General features: G+C 68.8%; 14 protein-coding genes, 2 tRNA genes and 2 pseudogenes. 3 read left to right on the plus strand and 15 right to left on the minus strand.

The window, feature by feature from the left end; all coding sequences use genetic code 11:
- Positions 1 to 102 precede the first annotated feature (102 nt).
- From kdsA to CR938_RS05550, 3 genes are all read right to left on the minus strand, one after another.
- A complete protein-coding gene (kdsA, locus tag CR938_RS05540) occupies positions 103 to 936 on the minus strand; it encodes a 3-deoxy-8-phosphooctulonate synthase (protein ID WP_162124042.1) in 834 nt (277 codons plus the stop codon).
- Positions 933 to 2,594 (minus strand): CTP synthase, encoded by a 1,662-nt coding sequence (gene pyrG, locus CR938_RS05545; protein ID WP_162124043.1) that lies wholly within the window; start codon positions 2,592 to 2,594, stop codon positions 933 to 935. Before pyrG ends, kdsA begins: the two co-directional genes overlap by 4 nt.
- Positions 2,595 to 2,698: 104 nt before the next feature.
- Positions 2,699 to 2,959, minus strand: coding sequence for a hypothetical protein (locus tag CR938_RS05550; protein WP_162124044.1), 261 nt, complete (start codon positions 2,957 to 2,959; stop codon positions 2,699 to 2,701).
- 189 nt (positions 2,960 to 3,148) lie between these two features.
- On the opposite strand from CR938_RS05550, the gene parE reads away from it, so the two are divergent.
- Positions 3,149 to 5,038: a DNA topoisomerase IV subunit B gene (parE, locus tag CR938_RS14570; RefSeq protein ID WP_162124045.1), complete on the plus strand. Its 1,890-nt coding sequence runs from the start codon at positions 3,149 to 3,151 to the stop codon at positions 5,036 to 5,038.
- A 308-nt stretch (positions 5,039 to 5,346) separates the two neighbouring features.
- Here parE and CR938_RS05560 read toward each other — a convergent pair.
- The 5 genes and pseudogenes from CR938_RS05560 to uvrB all read right to left on the minus strand — a co-directional run.
- Positions 5,347 to 7,752: pseudogene (locus tag CR938_RS05560) on the minus strand (serine/threonine-protein kinase); the annotation flags it as partial.
- A gap of 26 nt (positions 7,753 to 7,778) precedes the next feature.
- Positions 7,779 to 8,087, minus strand: coding sequence for an ECF-type sigma factor (locus CR938_RS14790; RefSeq protein ID WP_281350237.1), 309 nt, complete (start codon positions 8,085 to 8,087; stop codon positions 7,779 to 7,781).
- Between the two features lie 13 nt (positions 8,088 to 8,100).
- Positions 8,101 to 8,613 (minus strand): annotated as a pseudogene (locus CR938_RS14950) (ECF-type sigma factor); the annotation flags it as partial.
- Positions 8,574 to 8,648: transfer RNA gene (locus CR938_RS05575), tRNA-Val, on the minus strand. The gene CR938_RS05575 and the pseudogene CR938_RS14950, both read right to left, overlap by 40 nt.
- A 124-nt stretch (positions 8,649 to 8,772) precedes the next feature.
- Complete coding sequence (uvrB, locus tag CR938_RS05580) at positions 8,773 to 10,800, minus strand: excinuclease ABC subunit UvrB (RefSeq protein ID WP_162124049.1); 2,028 nt, start codon at positions 10,798 to 10,800, stop codon at positions 8,773 to 8,775.
- 177 nt (positions 10,801 to 10,977) lie between these two features.
- Here uvrB and CR938_RS05585 point away from each other — a divergent pair, with 177 nt between their 5' ends.
- Complete coding sequence (locus CR938_RS05585; RefSeq protein ID WP_162124050.1) at positions 10,978 to 11,508, plus strand: GspH/FimT family protein; 531 nt, start codon at positions 10,978 to 10,980, stop codon at positions 11,506 to 11,508.
- A gap of 130 nt (positions 11,509 to 11,638) precedes the next feature.
- On the opposite strand, the gene CR938_RS05590 is transcribed toward CR938_RS05585, so the two are convergent.
- From CR938_RS05590 to CR938_RS05620, 7 genes are all read right to left on the minus strand, one after another.
- Positions 11,639 to 11,715 (minus strand) — tRNA-Asn (locus CR938_RS05590).
- Between the two features lie 51 nt (positions 11,716 to 11,766).
- Complete coding sequence (locus tag CR938_RS05595; RefSeq protein WP_162124051.1) at positions 11,767 to 12,171, minus strand: type IV pilin protein; 405 nt, start codon at positions 12,169 to 12,171, stop codon at positions 11,767 to 11,769.
- 4 nt (positions 12,172 to 12,175) lie between these two features.
- Complete coding sequence (locus CR938_RS05600) at positions 12,176 to 15,970, minus strand: PilC/PilY family type IV pilus protein (RefSeq protein WP_162124052.1); 3,795 nt, start codon at positions 15,968 to 15,970, stop codon at positions 12,176 to 12,178.
- A 19-nt stretch (positions 15,971 to 15,989) separates the two neighbouring features.
- Complete coding sequence (locus CR938_RS05605) at positions 15,990 to 16,538, minus strand: pilus assembly PilX family protein (RefSeq protein WP_162124053.1); 549 nt, start codon at positions 16,536 to 16,538, stop codon at positions 15,990 to 15,992.
- Positions 16,538 to 17,623 (minus strand): PilW family protein, encoded by a 1,086-nt coding sequence (locus tag CR938_RS05610; protein WP_162124054.1) that lies wholly within the window; start codon positions 17,621 to 17,623, stop codon positions 16,538 to 16,540. The genes CR938_RS05605 and CR938_RS05610 overlap by 1 nt, the downstream gene beginning before the upstream one ends.
- Positions 17,624 to 17,642: 19 nt before the next feature.
- The gene (gene pilV / locus CR938_RS05615) at positions 17,643 to 18,092 is read right to left on the minus strand and encodes a type IV pilus modification protein PilV (protein ID WP_162124055.1); all 450 of its coding nucleotides are present in this window, start codon (positions 18,090 to 18,092) and stop codon (positions 17,643 to 17,645) included.
- Positions 18,093 to 18,104: 12 nt separating this feature from the next.
- On the minus strand, positions 18,105 to 18,683 hold the full coding sequence (locus tag CR938_RS05620; protein WP_162124056.1) for a GspH/FimT family pseudopilin: 579 nt from the start codon (positions 18,681 to 18,683) through the stop codon (positions 18,105 to 18,107).
- A 184-nt stretch (positions 18,684 to 18,867) separates the two neighbouring features.
- On the opposite strand from CR938_RS05620, the gene CR938_RS05625 reads away from it, so the two are divergent.
- A complete protein-coding gene (locus tag CR938_RS05625) occupies positions 18,868 to 19,881 on the plus strand; it encodes a sensor histidine kinase (RefSeq protein WP_162124057.1) in 1,014 nt (337 codons plus the stop codon).
- Positions 19,882 to 19,894 lie beyond the last annotated feature (13 nt).

Raw genomic sequence — 19,894 nt, forward strand, 5'->3', positions numbered from 1 at the left:
ATGTCTTCTTCGGCCGCGCCCGCCGTACCGGCGCCCGCGCCCGGCCGCCGCGACGCCGGCACCCGGCGGCGCGCGCCGGTTGCCGGTGCAACCACGGCCCTGCTACAGGGACTGCTCGGCGAAGCCGTGGCGCTTGGTCACCGCGTCCAGCTCCAGCAGGGTCTCCAGCAGGCCTTCCATGCGGTCCAGCGGCCAGGCGTTGGGGCCGTCGGACAGGGCCCTGGCCGGGTCCGGGTGGGTCTCGGCGAACAGGCCGGAGATGCCCACGGCCACCGCCGCGCGCGCCAGCACCGGCACGAACTCGCGCTGGCCGCCGGAGCTGGTGCCCTGGCCGCCGGGCAACTGCACCGAGTGGGTGGCGTCGAACACCACCGGGCAGCCGGTGTCGCGCATCACCGCCAGCGAGCGCATGTCGCTGACCAGGTTGTTGTAGCCGAAGGACGCCCCGCGCTCGCAGACCAGGATGTCCTGGTTGCCGGTGGACTTGGCCTTCTCCACCACCGGCTTCATCTCCCACGGGGAGAGGAACTGGCCCTTCTTGATGTTCACCGGCCTGCCGGCCGAGCACACCCGGCGGATGAAGTCGGTCTGGCGCACCAGGAAGGCCGGGGTCTGCAGCACGTCCACCACCGCGGCCACTTCCTCGATGGGGGTGTACTCGTGCACGTCGGTCAGCACCGGCACGCCGATCTGGCGCTTGACCTCGGCCAGCACCTTCAGGCCCTCCTCCAGGCCCGGGCCGCGGAAACTGCTGGCGCTGGTGCGGTTGGCCTTGTCGAAGCTGGACTTGAAGATGAAGTTCATGCCCAGCCGCGAAGTGATCTCCTTCAGCCGGCCGGCGGTGTCCAGCTGCAGCTGCAGCGACTCGATCACGCAGGGGCCGGCGATCAGGAACAGCGGCCGGTCCAGGCCGACCTCGAATCCGCACAGCTTCATGCGCGTGCCTCCTTCAGCAGCTTGCCGCCGGCCTTCTTCTCGCGCGCGGCGCGGATGAAGCCGATGAACAGCGGGTGGCCCTCGCGCGGGGTGGACAGGAACTCCGGATGCGCCTGGCAGGCCAGGAACCAGGGATGCACCTGGCGCGGCAGCTCGACCATCTCCACCAGGGTGTCGTCCAGCGACTTGGCCGAGATCACCAGGCCGGCGTCCTCCAGCTGGGTGCGGTAGCGGTTGTTGAACTCGTAGCGGTGGCGGTGGCGCTCGGCCACGATGTCCTTGCCGTACAGCTCGCGGGCCAGGGTGCCCGGCTTGATCCGCTGCTCCTGCAGGCCCAGGCGCATGGTGCCGCCCAGGTCGGACTTCTCGTCGCGCTTCTCGATCTCGCCGGTGCTGGTGCGCCACTCGGTGATCAGGCCGATCACCGGGTGCGGGCACTGCTTGTCGTTCTCGGTGCTGTTGGCGCCCTCCAGGCCGGCCACGTGGCGGGCGTAGTCCACCACCGCGGCCTGCATGCCGTAGCAGATGCCGAAGTACGGCACGCCGTGCTCGCGGGCATACTTCGAGGTCAGGACCTTGCCCTCGAAGCCGCGGTCGCCGAAGCCGCCCGGCACCAGGATGCCGTCCACGCCCTCCAGCAGGCCGGTGCCGTAGCGCTCGACGTCCTGCGACTCGACCCACTTGAGGTTGACCCGGGTGCGCTGGCGCAGGCCGCCGTGCTTGAGCGCTTCGCCGACCGACTTGTACGCGTCCTTGTGGTCCACGTACTTGCCGACCACGGCGATGGTGACCTCGTCCACCGGGTGCAGGGTGGCGTCCACCGCCGCCTCCCACTCGGACAGGTCGGCCGCGCCGGCCACCGGCAGGCGCAGGCGCTCGACCACCAGCGCGTCCAGGCCCTGGGCGTGCAGCTCCAGCGGCAGCTTGTACAGCACGTCCACGTCCTTGACCGAGATGACCGCGCGCTCGGAGACGTTGGTGAACAGGGCGATCTTGCGCCGCTCGCCGTCCGGCAGCGGCTGCTCCGAGCGGCACAGCAGCACGTCCGGCTGGATGCCGATGGAGCGCAGCTCCTTGACCGAGTGCTGGGTCGGCTTGGTCTTCAGCTCGCCGGCGGCGGCGATGTACGGCACCAGGGTCAGGTGCATGAACAGCGCCTTCTCCGGGCCGCGCTCGGCGCGGATCTGGCGGATCGCCTCCAGGAACGGCAGCGACTCGATGTCGCCCACCGTGCCGCCGATCTCGACCAGGGCCACGTCGAAGCCCTGGGTGGCCTCGTCGATGCAGCGCTTGATCTCGTCGGTGATGTGCGGAATCACCTGCACGGTGGCGCCGAGGTAGTCGCCGCGGCGCTCCTTGCGGATTACGGTCTCGTAGATCCGGCCGGTGGTGATGGAGTTCTTGCGGCTGAGGCGGGTGCGGACGAAGCGCTCGTAGTGGCCCAGGTCCAGGTCGGTCTCGGCGCCGTCGTCGGTGACGTACACCTCGCCGTGCTGGAAGGGGCTCATCGTGCCCGGATCCACGTTGATGTAGGGATCCAGCTTCATCATCGTGACCCGCAAGCCACGGGCCTCGAGGATGGCCGCAAGCGAGGCGGCGGCGATGCCCTTGCCCAGGGAGGACACGACGCCGCCGGTAACGAAGATCAGGGGAGTCATGGCGGTGCTCCGGAAAGCCATAGTCTACCGGCTGGCCCGCCCATCCCCAAGCCGGCGCGCGCGGACACCGCGTTTCCGGCGCGCGCGCCGGGCGCCGCGCCCGCTCAGGCGGGCGGGCGGCGGCGGTCCTCTTCCTCTTCCTCGCGCTGCGGCCGGCCCTTGGCGCGGGCGTCCCGGCCGGCGCGCGCCGCCTCGCGGCGCCGGGCGCGCTCGGCCGCCTCCTCGCGCTCGCGCTGCTCCTGGGCCTTGTGGTCGGCCAGGGGCGCGGCCTGCGGACCGGACTGGCTCTGGCGTTTCTGCGCCAGCACCGGGATGGCGGCCGCGGCCACGGCGGCAGCGATGCCCCAGAACAGGATGCGTTTCATGCGGACCTCCTCGGCTCGGCGGGACCGGCCCGCCCTGCGGTCGCGCGGCGGCGGAAGGCCCGCCGCGCCACGTGCCTACTTTACCGCGCCCCCGCTACCGCCCCCTGAACGGTCCCGGGCGTGCAAAAAACGGGGCCAGGCCGCACACTTCCGCGCCCGGACCCGCGAATCCCCAACCCCCAAGGTTCAATGAGCAGCCGCTACAACGCCGCCGACATCGAAGTCCTCTCCGGCCTGGACCCGGTCAAGCGCCGCCCGGGCATGTACACCGACACCTCGCGCCCGAACCACCTGGCGCAGGAGGTGATCGACAACGCGGGGGACGAGGCGCTGGCCGGCCACGCCCGCCAGATCGACGTGGTCCTGTACAAGGACGGCAGCTGCGAGGTGGCCGACGACGGCCGCGGCATGCCGGTGGACATCCACCCGGAGGAGAAGATCCCCGGCGTGGAGCTGATCCTCACCCGCCTGCACGCCGGCGGCAAGTTCAGCAACAGGAACTACACCTTCAGCGGCGGCCTGCACGGCGTGGGCGTGAGCGTGGTCAACGCCCTGTCGAAGCTGGTGGAGGTGCACATCAAGCGCGACGGCGCCGAGCACCGCATCACCTTCCGCGACGGCGACCGCGCCACCCCGCTGGAGGTGGTGGGCACGGTCGGGAAGAAGAACACCGGCACGCGCGTGCGCTTCTGGCCGGACCCGAAGTACTTCGACTCGCCGAAGTTCAATGTGCGCGCCCTGCGCCACCTGCTGCGCGCCAAGGCCGTGCTGTGCCCGGGCCTGGTGGTGACCCTGTTCGACGAGGCCACCGGCGAGCGCGACCGCTGGCACTTCGAGGACGGCCTGCGCGACTACCTGCGCGGCGAGCTGGCCGGGCGCGAGCTGCTGCCGCCGGAGCTGTTCGTCGGCGCCCTGGCGCGCGAGGAGGAGACGGTGGACTGGGCGGTGGCCTGGGTGCCGGAAGGCGAGCTGGTGCAGGAAAGCTACGTCAACCTGATCCCCACCCCGCAGCACGGCACCCACGTCAACGGCCTGCGCACGGGCCTGACCGACGCGCTGCGCGAGTTCTGCGACTTCCGCAACCTGCTGCCGCGCGGCGTGAAGCTGGCGCCCGAGGACGTGTGGGACCGGGTCTCCTTCGTGCTTTCGCTGAAGATGACCGACCCGCAGTTCAGCGGCCAGACCAAGGAGCGCCTGAGCTCGCGCCAGGCCGCCGCCTTCGTCGAGGGCGCGGCGCACGACGCCTTCAGCCTGTGGCTGAACCAGCACGTGGACATGGGCGAGCGCATCGCCCAGATCGCCATCGAACGCGCCGCCGCGCGCCTGAAGACCGAGAAGCAGGTCGTCCGCAAGAAGGTGACCCAGGGCCCGGCCCTGCCCGGCAAGCTGGCCGATTGCACCAGCCAGGACCTGTCGCGCACCGAGCTGTTCCTGGTGGAGGGCGACTCGGCCGGTGGCAGCGCCAAGCAGGCCCGCGACAAGGACTTCCAGGCCATCCTCCCGCTGCGCGGCAAGATCCTGAACACCTGGGAGGTGACTTCCTCCAGCGTGCTGGCTTCGCAGGAGGTGCACGACCTGGCCGTGGCCATCGGCTGTGATCCGGGCAAGGACGACCTGACCGGCCTGCGCTACGGCAAGATCATCATCCTGGCCGACGCCGACTCCGACGGCCTGCACATCGCCACCCTGCTGTCGGCGCTGTTCCTGCGCCACTTCCCGGCGCTGGTGCGGGCCGGCCACGTGTTCGTGGCCATGCCGCCGCTGTTCCGCGTGGACGTGGGCAAGCAGGTGTTCTACGCCCTGGACGAGGAGGAGAAGCGCCTGCTGCTGGAGAAGATCGAGCGGGAGAAGATCAAGGGGCAGGTCAGCGTGACCCGCTTCAAGGGCCTGGGCGAGATGAACCCGCAGCAGCTGCGCGAATCCACCATCCACCCGGACACCCGCCGCCTGGTGCAGCTGACCGTGGACGACCCGGAGCAGACCCACGCCCTGATGGACATGCTGCTGGCCAAGAAGCGCGCGGCCGACCGCAAGGCGTGGCTGGAGACCAAGGGCGACCTGGCCTCGCTGGAAGTCTGACGGCACCCCGGGCCCCCAGCCTCCCGTTGGGGGGCCAGGCCTGCGGGCCGCTTGCCGGCGCGCAGGCGCGACTCCAGCCGTTCCAGGCGGCGGGCCGCCAGCAGTGCCTCCGCCAGCGGCACCCGCAGGCGCGCCACCATGAACGCATCCGGGCCGTATTCGGCCTCCGCCATCTCCACCGCGCGCCGCCACGCCACTGCCGCCTCGGCCACGCGTCCCCGCGCCCGGGCGTGCTCGGCCTGCAGCTCCAGGTGGCGCAGCGTGTAGTACGGCGCCAGCTCCGGCAGGTGCGGAGCCACCTCCTCCAGCATCGCCCGGGCCGCGTCGTGGCGGCCGCTGTGCAACAGCCACTCGGCCCAGGACATCTGCGCCCACACGCGCGCCGGCGCTCCCTGCTCCAGGCGCGCCGAGTGCACCCGCAACGCATGCGCCACCAGCGGCCCGGCCTCGTCGAGCCGGCCGGCGCGCATGAGCAGGCGCGCCAGGTTGCCGGCGGTGGTGAGCGTGCCGCTGTGGTCCTCGCCCAGGGTGCGGCGCCGGAACTCGAGGGTGCGGCGGTAGGCCTCGCCGGCGCGCGCGGTGTCGCCGCGCCACTCCTCCAGCGTGCCCAGGTTGCCGAGCAGGCGCATGTAGATGGCGTTGTCCTCGCCCTGGGCGGCGACGACGATGGCCATGGCGCGCCGGCAGTGGCGCGCAGCGGTTTCCAGCTCGCCCAGGTCCTGGGTCAGGCTGGCCAGTTCGCCGTAGGTCAGGGCGGTGTTGGTGCTGGCCTCGCCGAACAGGTGCAGGCCCAGTTCCAGGTTGGCCTGCTGCAGCGCGCGCGCCTCGCGCAGCCGGCCGCGCGAGGTCAGGGCCACGGCCAGGGTGTGGCGGGTGATCCAGACCTCGTAGGAGTGCTCGCCGTCGAACTCCAGCTTGCCGGCCAGGGCCTCGCGCAGCACGGCCTCGGAGCGCTGCAGGTCGCCCCGTTGCCGGTACAGCAGGCCGAGGTTGTGCAGGATGCGCGAGCGGTGCCGGCCGTAGTCCGGCAGGTCGCGGCGCATCTCCAGCGAGCGCCGGAACGCGGCCTCGGCCTCGTCCAGCCGCTCCAGCTCCACCAGCGCCAGGCCCAGCGAGTTCCAGGCGCGGGCCGCGACCACACCCTGCTCGCCGGCCGCCTCCAGCAGGGCCAGCGAGCGGCGCGCGGCCTCCTCGGCCTCGCGGCCGCGGCCTTCGTTGGCCAGCAGCGTGGGCAGGTCGTTGAGGGCGGCGGCCGCACGCACCGGCTGCCGCACCTGCGGCGACTGCAGCGCCCCGGCGGCCTCGCGCAGCAGCTGCTCGGCGCGGGCCGGCTGGCCGATGTTGGCGTAGGCCTGCCCCATCAACTGCTGCACGCGCGCGTGCACCTCCGGGGTGTCGGCCAGCGCGGCGATGCGCGCCGCGCCGGCGTCCAGCAGCTCGCGCACGGAGACCTCGTCCCCGCCCCGGCCGGTCCTGCGCGGATCGGACGCCTCGAAGACGCCCAGCATGAACTGGCCGACCTGCTCGGCCACCCGCGCCTCGCGCTCGGCGCGGTCGCGCGCCTCGCCCAGGCGCCAGACGAATCCGGCCACCAGGCCGACCACCAGCGTGGTCACCGCGGCCGCCTGCCAGTGCCGGCGCAGGGCCCGGCTCAGGCGGTACAACGCTCCGCCCTGCCGCGCCAGCACCGGCCGGCATTCGAGGTGGCGCTGCAGGTCGTCGGCGAAGGCCTCCACCGAGCCGTAGCGGCCGTCCGGCGCCAGGGCGCAGGCACGGGCCGCGATCGCGTCCAGGTCGCCGCGCAGCCGCGCCCGCCACGGGCAGTCGCGCCCGGCCAGGCGGCTGGGCGGCGGCACCGGGACGTGCCGGTCCCCGGCCTGGCGGCCCACCGTCCGGCAGGCCAGCAGCTCGGTCAGGATCACGCCCAGGCTGAACACGTCCGAGGCCACGCCGACCGGCCCGCCGTCCAGCGACTCGGGCGCGGCGTAGGCCGGCGTGCAGAAGGCCGAGCGGTCGCCCTCGACGGCATCGGCCAGGCGTGCGATGCCGAAATCCAGCAGCACCGGCTCGCCGTCCGCGCGCACCAGCACGTTGCCGGGCTTGAGGTCGCAGTGCACCACCAGGTGCGCGTGCGCGGCCTGCACCGCGCGGCAGATGCGCAGGAACAGCTGCAGCCGCTCGCGCAGGCCGGGCTTGCGGGTGCGGCACCAGGCGTCCAGCGGCTGCCCCTCGACCAGCTCCATCACCAGGTACGGGAAGCCGGCCGCGGTGGTGCCGCCGTCGTACAGGTGGGCGATGTTGGGATGGCGCAGCCCGGCCAGGATGCGCCGCTCGGCGGCCAGGCGCTCGGCGCTGCGCGCGTCCGGCAGCCCGTGCAGAAGCTTCACCGCCACCTTGCGCTCGTACAGGCCGTCGGCGCGCTCGGCCCGGTACACCACGCCCATGCCGCCGGCACCCAAGCGCTCGCCCAGCCGCCACGGGCCGAGCATGTCGCCCGGCTTCAGCTCGGGCGCGGCCATGCGCGCCAGCAGGCCGTCCAGCGGCGCACGCGCGCGCTCCAGCGCCACCGTCTGCGAGCGCAGCAGCTCCAGCGTCTCGCGGATCAGCGCCGGGTCGCGGGTACGCCGGGCCAGCTCCTCGTCCCAGGTCTCGGGAGGCAGGTCGCACACCGCATCGAACAGGTCGCGCAGCTGCCGCCAGCGTTCCTCGCCCATCCCGCCCCCTGTCCGCACGGTACCGCTCAGGCCAGCTGGCGGTTGAGCCAGGCCCGGGCGAAGCGCAGGTCGCGGTCCACGGTCGGCACGGACACGTCCAGCACCGTGGCGATCTCCTCGTGCGACATGCCGCCGAAATAGGCCATCTCCACCGCGCGGCCGGCGCGCCGGTCATGCTCGCTCAGGCGCTCCAGCGCCTGGTGCAGGGCCAGCACGTCGTAGTCGCCGATGTCCTCGCGGTGCACACCGCCGGCGTCCACGTGGGACAGGGTGACGTTGACCGCGCCGCCGCCGCGCTTGGCCGCCAGGCTGGCCCGGGCGTAGTCCACCAGCACAGCGCATCTTCAGCGCCACCAGGGCGAAGAAGTGGGCGCGGTCGGTGTAGCTGACATCGCGGCCGAGCATGCGCAGCAGCGCCTCGTGCACCAGCGAGGTGGGCCTGAGGGTGACGTCCTGGCGGTCGCCCCCGAGGCGGGACACGGCCATGTCGCGCAGCACCGCATAGACCGCGTCGAACAGCGATTCCCGCGCCTGCAGGTCGCCGGCCCGCCAGGCGTTCAGCAGGCGGGTGATGTGGTCGGACGAGCCCTTTTCCCCATAGGCACGGCGCGGATGGAACGCGCGGATTATAGGCACGGCCCATCGGGCGGCCCATCGGGGCAACCCCGCTGGCGTGCCGCATCCGCGCACGGGCACGCGCCAGGCCAGGCGGCCGGCGTGGATGGAACGGGAGAACGCCGCCCGGCCGCCGATCGCCCGGGCAACCAGGGTGCAGTGCGTGAGGGGGAAGGAACCAACCGGGCCGGAGGGGCCAATCGGGTTGGGGGGCGGTACAGGGTTCGAACCTGTGACCCCTACCATGTCAAGGTAGTGCTCTACCGCTGAGCTAACCGCCCGTAGCGCGCACCGTGGCCAGTACCACGGCGGGGCGCGCATTCTAACGTGCCCGGCGCCGCTCCACAAGCTTCCGCGCGGCCGGCGGGCCGCGGGCGGCGGCCCGTCCGCCCCGCCGGCCCGGGCTCAGCCGACCAGGCTGGCCTCCTTGATCCGCCGGATCTGGTCGCGCAGGCGCGCGGCCTCCTCGAACTCCAGGTCGCGGGCATGCTGGTACATGCGCTTTTCCAGCTCCTGGATGCGGCGCGCGGCCTGGGCCGGGTCGAGCACGGCGTAATCGGCCTCGGCCTCCGCCACCTGGCGTGCCTTGCCGCGGCCCTTGGCCTTGCCCTTGACCTCGCCGGGCTCGGCGCGAGCGCCCTCCATCACGTCGTTGACCGGGCGCACCACCGCGCGCGGGACGATGCCGTGCTCGGCGTTGTACTGCTCCTGCTTGCGCCGGCGCCGCTCGGTCTCCTCGATGGCCGCCTGCATCGAGCGGGTGATGGTGTCGGCGTAGAGGATGGCGGTGCCGCGCAGGTTGCGCGCGGCGCGGCCGATGGTCTGGATCAGCGAGCCGGTCGAACGCAGGAAGCCCTCCTTGTCCGCGTCCAGGATCGCCACCAGCGACACCTCGGGCATGTCCAGGCCCTCGCGCAGCAGGTTGATGCCCACCAGCACGTCGAACTTGCCCAGGCGCAGGTCGCGGATGATCTCCACGCGCTCGACCGTGTCCACGTCCGAGTGCAGGTAGCGCACGCGGATGCCGTGCTCGGCCAGGTATTCGGTCAGGTTCTCGGCCATGCGCTTGGTCAGGGTGGTGACCAGCACTCGGTCGCCCATGGCCACGCGCTTGTTGATCTCGCCCATCAGGTCGTCCACCTGGGTGGCGACCGGGCGCACTTCCACCTTCGGATCCACCAGGCCGGTGGGGCGCACCACCAGCTCGACCACGTGGTCGCCGGCCTCGCGCAGCTCGTACGGGCCGGGCGTGGCCGAGACGTAGATCGAGCGCGGCGAGCGCGCCTCCCACTCCTCGAACTTCAGCGGGCGGTTGTCCAGCGCCGAAGGCAGGCGGAAGCCGAACTCGACCAGGGTCTCCTTGCGCGAGCGGTCGCCGCGGTACATGGCGCCGATCTGCGGGATGGTCACGTGCGACTCGTCCACCACCAGCAGCGCATCCGGCGGCAGGTAGTCGAACAGGGTCGGCGGCGGCTCGCCCGGGGCCTTGCCGGTCAGGTGTCTGGAGTAGTTCTCGATGCCGGAGCAGTAGCCGACCTCGGCCATCATCTCCAGGTCGAACTGGGTGCGCTGGGCCAGTCGCTGGGCCTCGACCAGCTTGTTGGCCGCATACAGCTGCTCCAGGCGCTCCTTCAGCTCGGCCTTGATGGTCTCGATGGCGTTCAGCACCCGCTCGCGCGTGGTGGCGTAGTGGGTCTTCGGGTAGATGGTGTAGCGCGGGATGCGGCGCAGGATCTCGCCGGTGAGCGGGTCGAACAGGGCGATGTTCTCGATCTCGCCGTCGAACAGCTCGATGCGCACGGCCTCGTTGTCGCTTTCGGCCGGGTGTACGTCCACCACCTCGCCGCGCACGCGGAAGGTGCCGCGCTGCAGCTCGTACTCGTTGCGGGTGTACTGCAGCTGGGTCAGGTGCCGCAGCAGCTCGCGCTGGTCGATGCGCTCGCCGCGGGAGAGGATCAGGCGCAGGGACAGGTAGTCCTCCGGCGCGCCCAGCCCGTAGATCGCCGAGACCGTGGCCACCACCAGCACGTCGCGCCGCGACAGCAGCGCCTTGGTCGCGGCCAGGCGCATCTGCTCGATGTGGTCGTTGATCGAGCTGTCCTTCTCGATGTAGGTGTCGGTCGAGGGGACGTAGGCCTCGGGCTGGTAGTAGTCGTAATAGCTGACGAAGTACTCGACCGCGTTGTGCGGGAAGAACTGCTTGAACTCCCCGTACAGCTGCGCGGCCAGGGTCTTGTTGTGGGCCATCACCAGGGTCGGCTTCTGGATCTGCTGGACCACGTTGGCGATGGTGAAGGTCTTGCCCGAGCCGGTCACGCCCAGCAGCACCTGCCTGGCCAGGCCGGCCTCGAATCCCTCGACCAGGCGCGCGATGGCCTGCGGCTGGTCGCCGGCAGGCGCGTACGGGGCCACCAGTTCGAAACGCTCGCTCATGCGCCGCTACCCGTGGAATGACCTTCCAGTATAGGTGGCGGGCCGTTGCCGCCGCGTGCATCCGGCGCGGATGACGTCCGCCCGGTCAGATTTCCTACAGCCGCCGCGGCGCCGCGCCGATTCCGGTGCCTGGCGGCGAACCGCATGCTGGAGGCTCCCGAGCGAAAGGATTCGCCCATGCGCAAGGATGCGCCGGGATACAGTCTGGTCGAGACCGCCGCGGTGGCGGCCGTGGTCGCCATCGCGTGCGGGCTCGCCCTGCCCTCCTTCAAGGAAGCGTTGCGCCGCCACCGGGTGGCCACCGCCATGCACCTGGTCAGCGCCCAGCTGGCCCAGGCCCGCAGCACCGCCATCACCCGGCGGATGCCGGTGACTCTGTGCCCATCCCGGGGCGACGGCCGCTGCGCCGGCGGAACCGATTGGAGCGGGGACTGGCTCCTGTTTCTGGACCCGGCCCGGACCGGCCAACCCGCCTCGGAGGCCGACGTGCTGCGCAACATACGCCAGCCTTTCCACCCGGACGTGCGGGTGGTGTCCTCCACCGGACGGCACCGGGTGCGCTACCAGCCCGACGGCCGCAACAGTGGCACCAACCTCACCTTGAGAGTCTGCGTGGGCGGGCAGTTGCGCGGCGAAGTGGTGGTCAACAACGCCGGCCGCACCCGCAGCCAGCGCCTGGAGCGACCACAACCTTGCCCGGAGAGCTGAACCGCCCTTGGCCCACCGCGGCCCTGCCAAACTGAACGAACCGCTCCGCCGAGCACACAGCAGGCGACCAGCGGCTGGCATACAAAAAGCACTTAGGCCCGCCAAGGCGGGCCTAAGTGCTTCATGAATATGGCGCCCGAAGTTGGACTCGAACCAACGACCCCCTGATTAACAGTCAAGTGCTCTAACCAGCTGAGCTATTCGGGCGGGGGAGCAAATTGTATGCAGGCCGGCACCGGTAAGGCAAGCCTCACGTCATCACCAGCAATCGGACGCGGTCACCCCGGTGCCGCCGGCCGAACGCGTGCCCTTCTGATCCAGGCTCAGGGTGCCGCACCTGTCACTCGCTTGTCGCCCTCGAGGGGTCGCGGTCACCGTGTAGGCACTACCGTCCGCGTCCACCTCGATGAGGTAGTGGTCTTCCAGGTCTCGCATGCAGGACAGCGTGGGCAGGCTCGCGCCGTCGTAGGTGAGCTTGGTGGTGTAGTAGCGCTCCATGAACTGCGCTGCCTCGGTCAGGCAGGCCGCACCGGCGACGCGGCGGCTCTTGATCACGTGGTTGGTGTAGCTGGGATAGGCGATCGCCGCCAGGATGGCGATGATGGCCACCACGATCATCAGTTCGATCAGGGTGAACCCGCGTGCCTGCTTGACCTTGGCCATTGGCTCAGTCTCCGTAGATCTCTCGCCACGAGGTGCGCCGCGGCTTGCCACCGCCTGTCGCGCCGGGCGCCGGCGCTTCTTCACAGCTACCGTCCGAACCGCAGACCAGGACGAGATCGTCGATCTGGCTGGACTCGGTAGGCATGCCCACCCCCAGGTCGACCGAACCGATCGGAAGGCTGCTGCCGTCGGCGCCGGTGATCACGTCATTGTCGCCCGAGCCGGAGCGGTCGAGGTCGAAGAACGAAGTCGAACCGTTGCCACCGGTAGCCTGCGGACTGGTACCGGTAAACAGGTCGATCACGTTCAGGTAACCGCTGCCACCCGCCTCACAGCCATCACCAACATCCGGGATGATACTGGACACGAACGCCGCGCGACCATTGATGCGGGCGCCGCTGACCACCCGCTCACCCTTGCTGGGCCGGTCGAAATCCAGATACCAGCCCTTCTTGCCGTTCGGCAGTGCCGAGTAGGCCTCGAAGGCACGCACCTTCTGGCCCTGCGCGTTGGTACCAGTGGCCGCTATGGTGCGCTTTGCCAAATCGGTTGCCCGGCCGCCGATCGGTGCGTCACCATCGATGATGCCATACCAGCTCTGCATGGCAGTGGACGACAGGTCGCTGATGGTAATCAGCTTGCCAGTACCGAAGGTCAGCCAGATCCGCCCGGTACCCGGCTCCCTGGCCAGCGCCAGGCCACCGGTGATCGGCTGGCGTTTGCCCCGGTCGTCGGTGGCCACAAACAGCGGGCCCTTCACGTCCGGATCGATGTCCCAGCTGGACGGATTGCTGGAGGTGAAGTCGAACTTCCAGACATTGCCGTTCATGTCGCCGGCATAGACGTAGTCCACCTTGGCGTCGCCATCGAGGTCGGCGGCGCGCGGCGACGACAGGCCACCGCCCGAGGCGTCGGCCACAATCTTGCGCAGCAGCGTACCGTCGGCCACGTCATAGACGTAAAGCGCGGAACTGCCATTCGGGCTGTCGATGCCGTTGGGCACGATCGCCAGCACCTTGTCGTTGTTACCGCGGACGATCAGCGGCAAGCCAATCACGTAACCCATGTCGTCATCGGGGCTGGCCGTGTGGTCCCACAGCACGTGATTGTTCGTGAACCGCTGGTTCGCGGAGCTGCTGCGGACGTCGCTTACGTCCAGGGCGAATGCCCCTCTGCCACCGCGCCCAAGGGTACCCACCAGGTAGTTCTTGCCCGACTTTACCCGATAACTGGACACGGTCACCGGACCGTCTACGAAGAATGCATGGCCATATGCCGGGTCACTGAGCGTGGCCAGCTTCGCGAAGTCGATGCCTGCCGGCACGTATGAGAACAGCACGTCGCCGGTGAGCGCATCGATGCCATGAAGCATGCCGTCATTGGCTCCGACATAGATCGTATTAGTGTCGCGAATGTAGAACGGCGAGGAGTTGATGATATCGCCCAGCGGCGTAGTGCGGTTACGCAGAGTGCCGCCCCTGGACAGTTCCCCGGACTGGTCACCCTTGATATAGGCCGCATTGTTGGCCCCGGTCACCGACGCCGCGCCGGAAGAACGGGCCAGCAAGGCTTCCTGGGCCGGAGTAGGGAAGCTCGCCCCGCGTTTGCTGGACGCATTCCAGGTCAGCACGGTCCGGCGGTGGAAGTCGTCGGAGGAAGTGTCGTTGGCATAGGTTCTGGCAATACGCTCGCTTACCCGCCAGTCCGGCGTGCTGGAAATGCCACCGGCCGCGGTCACGCTGTAGGCGGTTAGTTCGCCGGTCCAGGTGCCGGTACGATACGTGGCCTGGAAGACACGGGTATCAGACTGGAACGTGGTGCTGTTGGTGGCCACGTTCGAACCCGAAGCCAGACGCGCCTGAATCTGACCCAGCACCGAAACCAGCGCGTCGCGGAACCGGTCAGCGCTGGTGGCTGCCACGAATTCGCCGCGGCTGTTGACGGCAGCATGCAGCAGGTCGTCGATACGGGCCGGGATCTCATCAGTGCCGCTCTGGTTGGTCATGTCCGGATCCGGCCATGCCACATCAACGCCTTTGATGCGCGGCGATCCGTCGCGCAACACCTCGGCTACGGAAGTCTGGTCCACCGTGCCCTTCAGGCCGATGGAGATGCCGAAGGTCACCATGTGTTGCCAGAAGGCCGGGTTCTGGGAGCTGGTAGGGACGATGTTCTCCAGGTCGCTACGCAGATCGTTCTTCCAGTACTTCATCGCCACGTCTGCCAGCGTATTCGAGCGGCCGGTGCTCGAGCCATCGCGGAAGGGGCTGGCCGGCGTATAACGGTTCGAGGTGGTGCCATCTGCCGGGTTGTAGATGGACGGACCGTTGCTACCATCTTGGTCACCGACGTTGATACCACCTCTTCCGAAGTCGCTGTTCCAGTAACCATCCGTGGTCAGGATGGCGAAGTTCTGCCGGCAGGCCAACTGGGCGCCGCCAGACTGCGGGCCATAGGGGCCGTCGGCATCGCTCCTCATGAAATAGTCGCCGACACCTTCGAGCACGCTGCGCAGGGGCGTGCCGCCGTTACTCTGGGCGTTGAAGAGCCTATTGAACCATGTTTCCCTGGATGCCCCCTCGAAGACGCCGTTGTTGCCGTCGCCAACGGGGATGTCGAAGTTGCTGTTGTTGTTGTTCTGGTGCAGCGAACGATAGCCGACCCGGACGTTGTTGCCGAGCTGGCTGAAGGCCTCGGCTGCGCCAGCCTTGGCCATCTTCATGCGGGTCCGGAAGTAGGAGTACCAGGTAGCGAAGTTCTGCAGCTCCTGGTCAAGCGAGCGAGAGCTGTTCGGCAACACTGCAGAGCAGTTGCCCCAGGCATAGCTATTGGAACTGGTGGTCGAGCAGCCATAATCCTTGACCAGCTTCACCACAACAGTGACGTTGCTGAACGACGTGTCGCTCCACAACCACGGCCACTGCCCCCAGCTGTCCGGCCTCAGCTGGACACGGTATGTGCCACTGCTCGGTTCCGAAGCACTGCAGGACTGGGATGTGGTGGTCCCCGAGGTGTCAGCGCAGATTGGGCTCCAGTTGTTGCTGCTTCCGCGCCTGTGCACGTACAGGTCCAGGTTGCCGGACCCGCCCGAAGTGGTCGCGACCAGTTCCGTCACGCCTTCGGGTACTTCGAACGTGAACTCGGCATAGTTGCTGCCGCTCCTCGACAGACCGGTTTCACGCACGACCTCCTGCTCACTCCGGGGGTAGTCACCCCACCCACCTCCCCGAACATACTCGCTGCGCATGATGGTCGGGTTACCGTTGACCCGCAGGATCTGGTAGCGGTAGTAGTTGCGCGCGTCCTCCAGGTAGCTCGCCGTGGCATTGGCAGGGTTCTTCGGCACGTAGAAGGTGCGAGTATTGGCGTCATTGTCCCAGAGGTTGGTGGTACTGCCGGAGGCGAAGTCCACGCTCGAGTAAACGGCTGTCATCGAAGTGCCACCCCTCATGCGCGTGCCATCCGCCTTCACCCATGGCTTGTAATCGACCGCCGGGTTGTAATAGAGGGTGTTGGACGTATAGGTCTGCGCGGAGATGTCCAAGCTCCCGAATTTGACTGCGCCCAGATCCGGGTTGTCCATCTCGGTGCTGCTCATGGAGCCCGAGTCGTCGAGGATGAACATGATGTTCGGCTCGACGTTGCCCGCGCCGGTCTGCAGCGGAAAATCAGGGAAGCTCTTCGCCGGGGGTGTCTGGATCTGCGCCAGGCCGGCCGGCAACGCGAGCAGGCTCGCGCCGAAGGCCAGCAGCGCCGCCATGACCTGCTGGCGGAAGGAACGGTTGTATTTCCGGTTCATGTCGGTACCCACCCTGCCTTTAAGGCACCTGGTAGCTGGACTGGAGCACCACTTCGGCGCCATCCCCGAGGCGCGCGTAAGCGGTGATACGGTAATTGCGGGCGTTGGAACTGCCGGAGCAAGCCGGCGCGGACATGTCGATGTCGCTGGTGCAGCTCGAGGAGGGGGCATTACCCTCGCCCATGTCCTCGATCACATAGCGGGCAACCAGTCCATACGGATTGGGCTGCTGCTCCAGCTCGGAAACCCGGTAGCCGCCGCCAGAAAGCCAGAACCCGTCTGCCTGCCACGGCGGCGACTGGTTCACCGGAGTCATAGCGCAGATGCCGTTCGAGCAGCCGGAAGCCGGTAATGCCGGACGGGTCGCGGCCATGCTTTCGGCTTCGCGCAGCACTGCTTCGGCGTACTGGAAGGCTTTGGCGCGCGCGTTCGCGTTGGCGCTCATGCGCTCCTGCATCAGGGTGCCGCGCATGGCTGCCAGACCAAGCAAGGTGATCACCAGCAACAGCAGGAGCACCACGATCAGCGTGGCACCGGACTGACGGACGGAAGAACTCGGCCTGGTCATCACAGCGTGGCCTCACGATTGCGCAGCTGGACCACGTGGGTTACCCGTCGGCGCAGCGCCTGGCCGTCGACACCTTGGGTCTCCCTGGCACTGAGGGCACCCTCGGTGCCGGTCACCAGCATTTCGATACGCACCGCCAGCACCTGGCTCCAGTCCGTCACCGAACCGGCCGCGACATAGCCGCTGGCCCCTGTCTCCAGATAGGTGATCTGCATGTCCTCCACGCCCTCGATCACCTCGTAGGCCTCGTACAGGGTATCCGGCGTGTTTCCGTTGGAGCGATTCGCCAGGCTGGCCCGATACAGGGAACGGCCACCACGGGAGTTGTTGCCGACGAACCACCGCACGGTCTGGACCTTGGCCACGAAGGCCGGACCACGGCCATAGCCGATGCACTGGGCGGACGGCGTGGCTCCTGGCACGAAACAGTAGCCGAAGGCACCGCTGGCCCCAGTGCCCGTACAGGGGCTTTGGTACTGGAACTCCTGGGCGCAATTCAGGCTGCTGCCGCCGTTGTGCTGGATCTTGTTGCCAGCAGCCAAGCCGGTGGCCTGGAACACAAAGGCATAGTCCATGTTGCAGACCATCAGGATGTCGTTGGTTTGCAGGCCAGTGGTGCTGCCGACGTCGAGTACGGCACTTGGCTGGGCATGGCCTGTGACCCGGATGCCGGAGCCGAAGGCACCATGGACCTCGACCGCATCGGTGCCACTCACGCGCTGGCCGGCATTGCTGCCGAACTGGCCCATGCCCGACGCACCCGACGCCATTGCATCGGTGCCGTCATACCCGTGGATGCCCTTCATCCAGCCAGTCCACCAGGTATTGCTGCCATTCGACAGCTGGTTCACCACCACGGCGGAGGCCGAACAGGGGTTACCCCCAGCCTCGCGGATGTCGCGGGACATCAACTCGAAAGCGGCGCGAGTTCCTTCCTGGATGCGATTGAGCGTTTCGGTGGAGGCATATACCCGCTTGTTCGCGAGAAATACGCCGCCGGCGGCCACCACGACGAGCAGGCCGATCAGCATGGCGATCATCAGCTCGACCAGAGAGAGACCGGACTGCGCCGTCCTCGCTTTCATGGGTTGCTTCCGATACATGTCAGAGCCTGGTCTGGATCTCGATCACTTGTTGTGCCGCACCCCCGGTGGCGCGCTCGTCGTCCCAGCGGACTCCGACCACGCATCGATTGGCGTTGCATTCGACACGGGCGCAGGCACTTTCGCCTACGCTCTGCTTGAGCTGCTGGATCCACAGCGCCCGGTCGGCGCCGACCCGGGAACTGGTATCCGAAGGTGCTGCGCAGCGGTAACCCTCGTTGTACTGCCCGGCCAGCGCGGCATCGCGGTTGGCGCGCATCATGTCCAGGATGGCGTAGTTCTGGATGATCGCCGCCGTGCGTTCGGAGGCGCTCTGGGTATTCTTGAGCGTGAGCGCTTGCATGGCAGCGATGCCCAGCAACCCGATGGCCAGCACCAGCACGGCCACCAGCACTTCAATCAGGCTGGAGCCACGCTGGCAGGTTGCCGGAGTGCAGCGCTGTCGCTTCATGGAGGACACACCTCAATCATTGATCTTGACCTGGGCGCAGGCAGCCCCGCCGTCACGCTTGACCACGCTGACCCGGCTGACGGCCACCTGGATGTCCCGGGTGTTCTGGCCCTGGGCCACCTTCATGGAGCAGATCGACAGCGTGCCGCTCGTGGCGATGCTGGCACCGGAACCAACCCTGACCAGACCATTGGGCCGGAAGGCGATCCGGTTGCCCACCTTGTTGCTGCCGACCGCAGTGATGCCGCTGCCGGTGACGCCGAACTCGCGCACGACCTCGCTGCTCGACGGCCCGCGTACCACCACGCGGCCCCAGCTGCTCCCGCCACAGGTGCTGCCGTTCTCCGTGGGACACAACTCCACTTCACGATTGCGGCGGATGGCCTCAGCCCGGGCCAGCTGCACAGCGGCCCCCAGCTCGTTGGTCGCGGCGGTCAGGCGGTTCTGCTGGATGACGCCTTGGAAGCTTGGCCCGGCCAGGCCCAAGAGCACCGCCAGCACGGCGACGGTGACCATCAGTTCGACCAGGCTGAAGCCGGCGCTACCCATACGGCGGCCGCTCCGGCGATTTCCCCTATGCCGCTTGTCCATTCCGCTCCCCTTTCCGGGCACGGCACAGGCTATTGGCCCGGCCACGCCACGCCAAGCCGGGGCCGATGAAAGGACGCCCCGGCGCCGTGAGCGGTCGCCAGCAGGCTACAGCCCACCCGCCCGCACGCTACCCTTCGCTGCCCAGAGCCGGCATGATACTGGCATTCCGCCAAGCCGGCTGGACATGGCCCGCACCCCGACCATTTCAGCACTCGACACCCTGTGGCAGGCCCCCGTCATCCTGTGGACCATCCTGGCCGGGGAGGGACTGGCAGCCATCCTCGCCATGGCCCCCGGCGTGGATGGCAACCGCCTGATCTATTTCGGCACCACCTCGCTGGTGGTGCAGTGGGTGTCGCTGTCCACCCTGGGCGTGCTTTACCTGTTCCGGCGCCCGCTGGCGCGGCTGCGTCCGACCCGGATCGCGCAGATGGCTCTGGTGACCCTGATCGCGGTCACCGCGCTTGTGTGCGCTGCCGGCTGGCTGGTACTGCGGGAGCCCTGGCCACTGGCCCGCGACGGTTGGCTGGCCATGTTCCTGCGGCTGACCGGCATCGCCTTGGTGGTTGGCCTGATGGGCCTGGCCGCCTTCCTGCATCACTGGCGTGTGCGGCAGCTGCTCCTGCGCACGAAGCAGGCCGAAATCGAGGTGGTGCGGGCGCGCGTGCGTCCGCATTTCCTGTTCAACACCCTCAATACCGGCGCCGCCCTGGTCCACCAGCGCCCGGCCGAGGCTGAGCAGCTGCTGCTTAACCTGGCCGACCTGTTCCGCGCGGCGCTGGGCGGACCACAGGAGGTGCCACTGACCGAGGAGCTGGCCTTGGCCAGACGCTACCTGGAGATAGAGGGGTTGCGCTTCGGCGAACGCCTGCAGGTGGCCTGGCAATTGCCGGACGAGCTGCCACAGGTGACGCTGCCGGTCCTGTCGCTGCAACCGCTGGTGGAGAACGCGATCCGCCACGGCATCGAGCGCAGCCCCCGGGGCGGCGAGATCGGCATCGTCGTACGCGCAGATAGGGACTGGCTGGAGATCAGCGTGCGCAACCCGCTACACGGCACCGGTCCCAGCAAGCCCGGCCACCAGGTCGGCCAGAGCGGGGTACGGGCCCGGTTGCACGCCATGACCCACGGCCGCGGCCATCTGGAAACCAGGATCGAGGACGGCCACTACCTGGCGGCCATACGCTTGCCGCTGTAGCCGCGCCGGGTAG

The sequence above is a fragment of the Pseudoxanthomonas taiwanensis genome (genome assembly GCF_010093135.1).
In the GTDB taxonomy this organism is placed as follows: Bacteria; Pseudomonadota; Gammaproteobacteria; order Xanthomonadales; family Xanthomonadaceae; genus Pseudoxanthomonas; species Pseudoxanthomonas taiwanensis.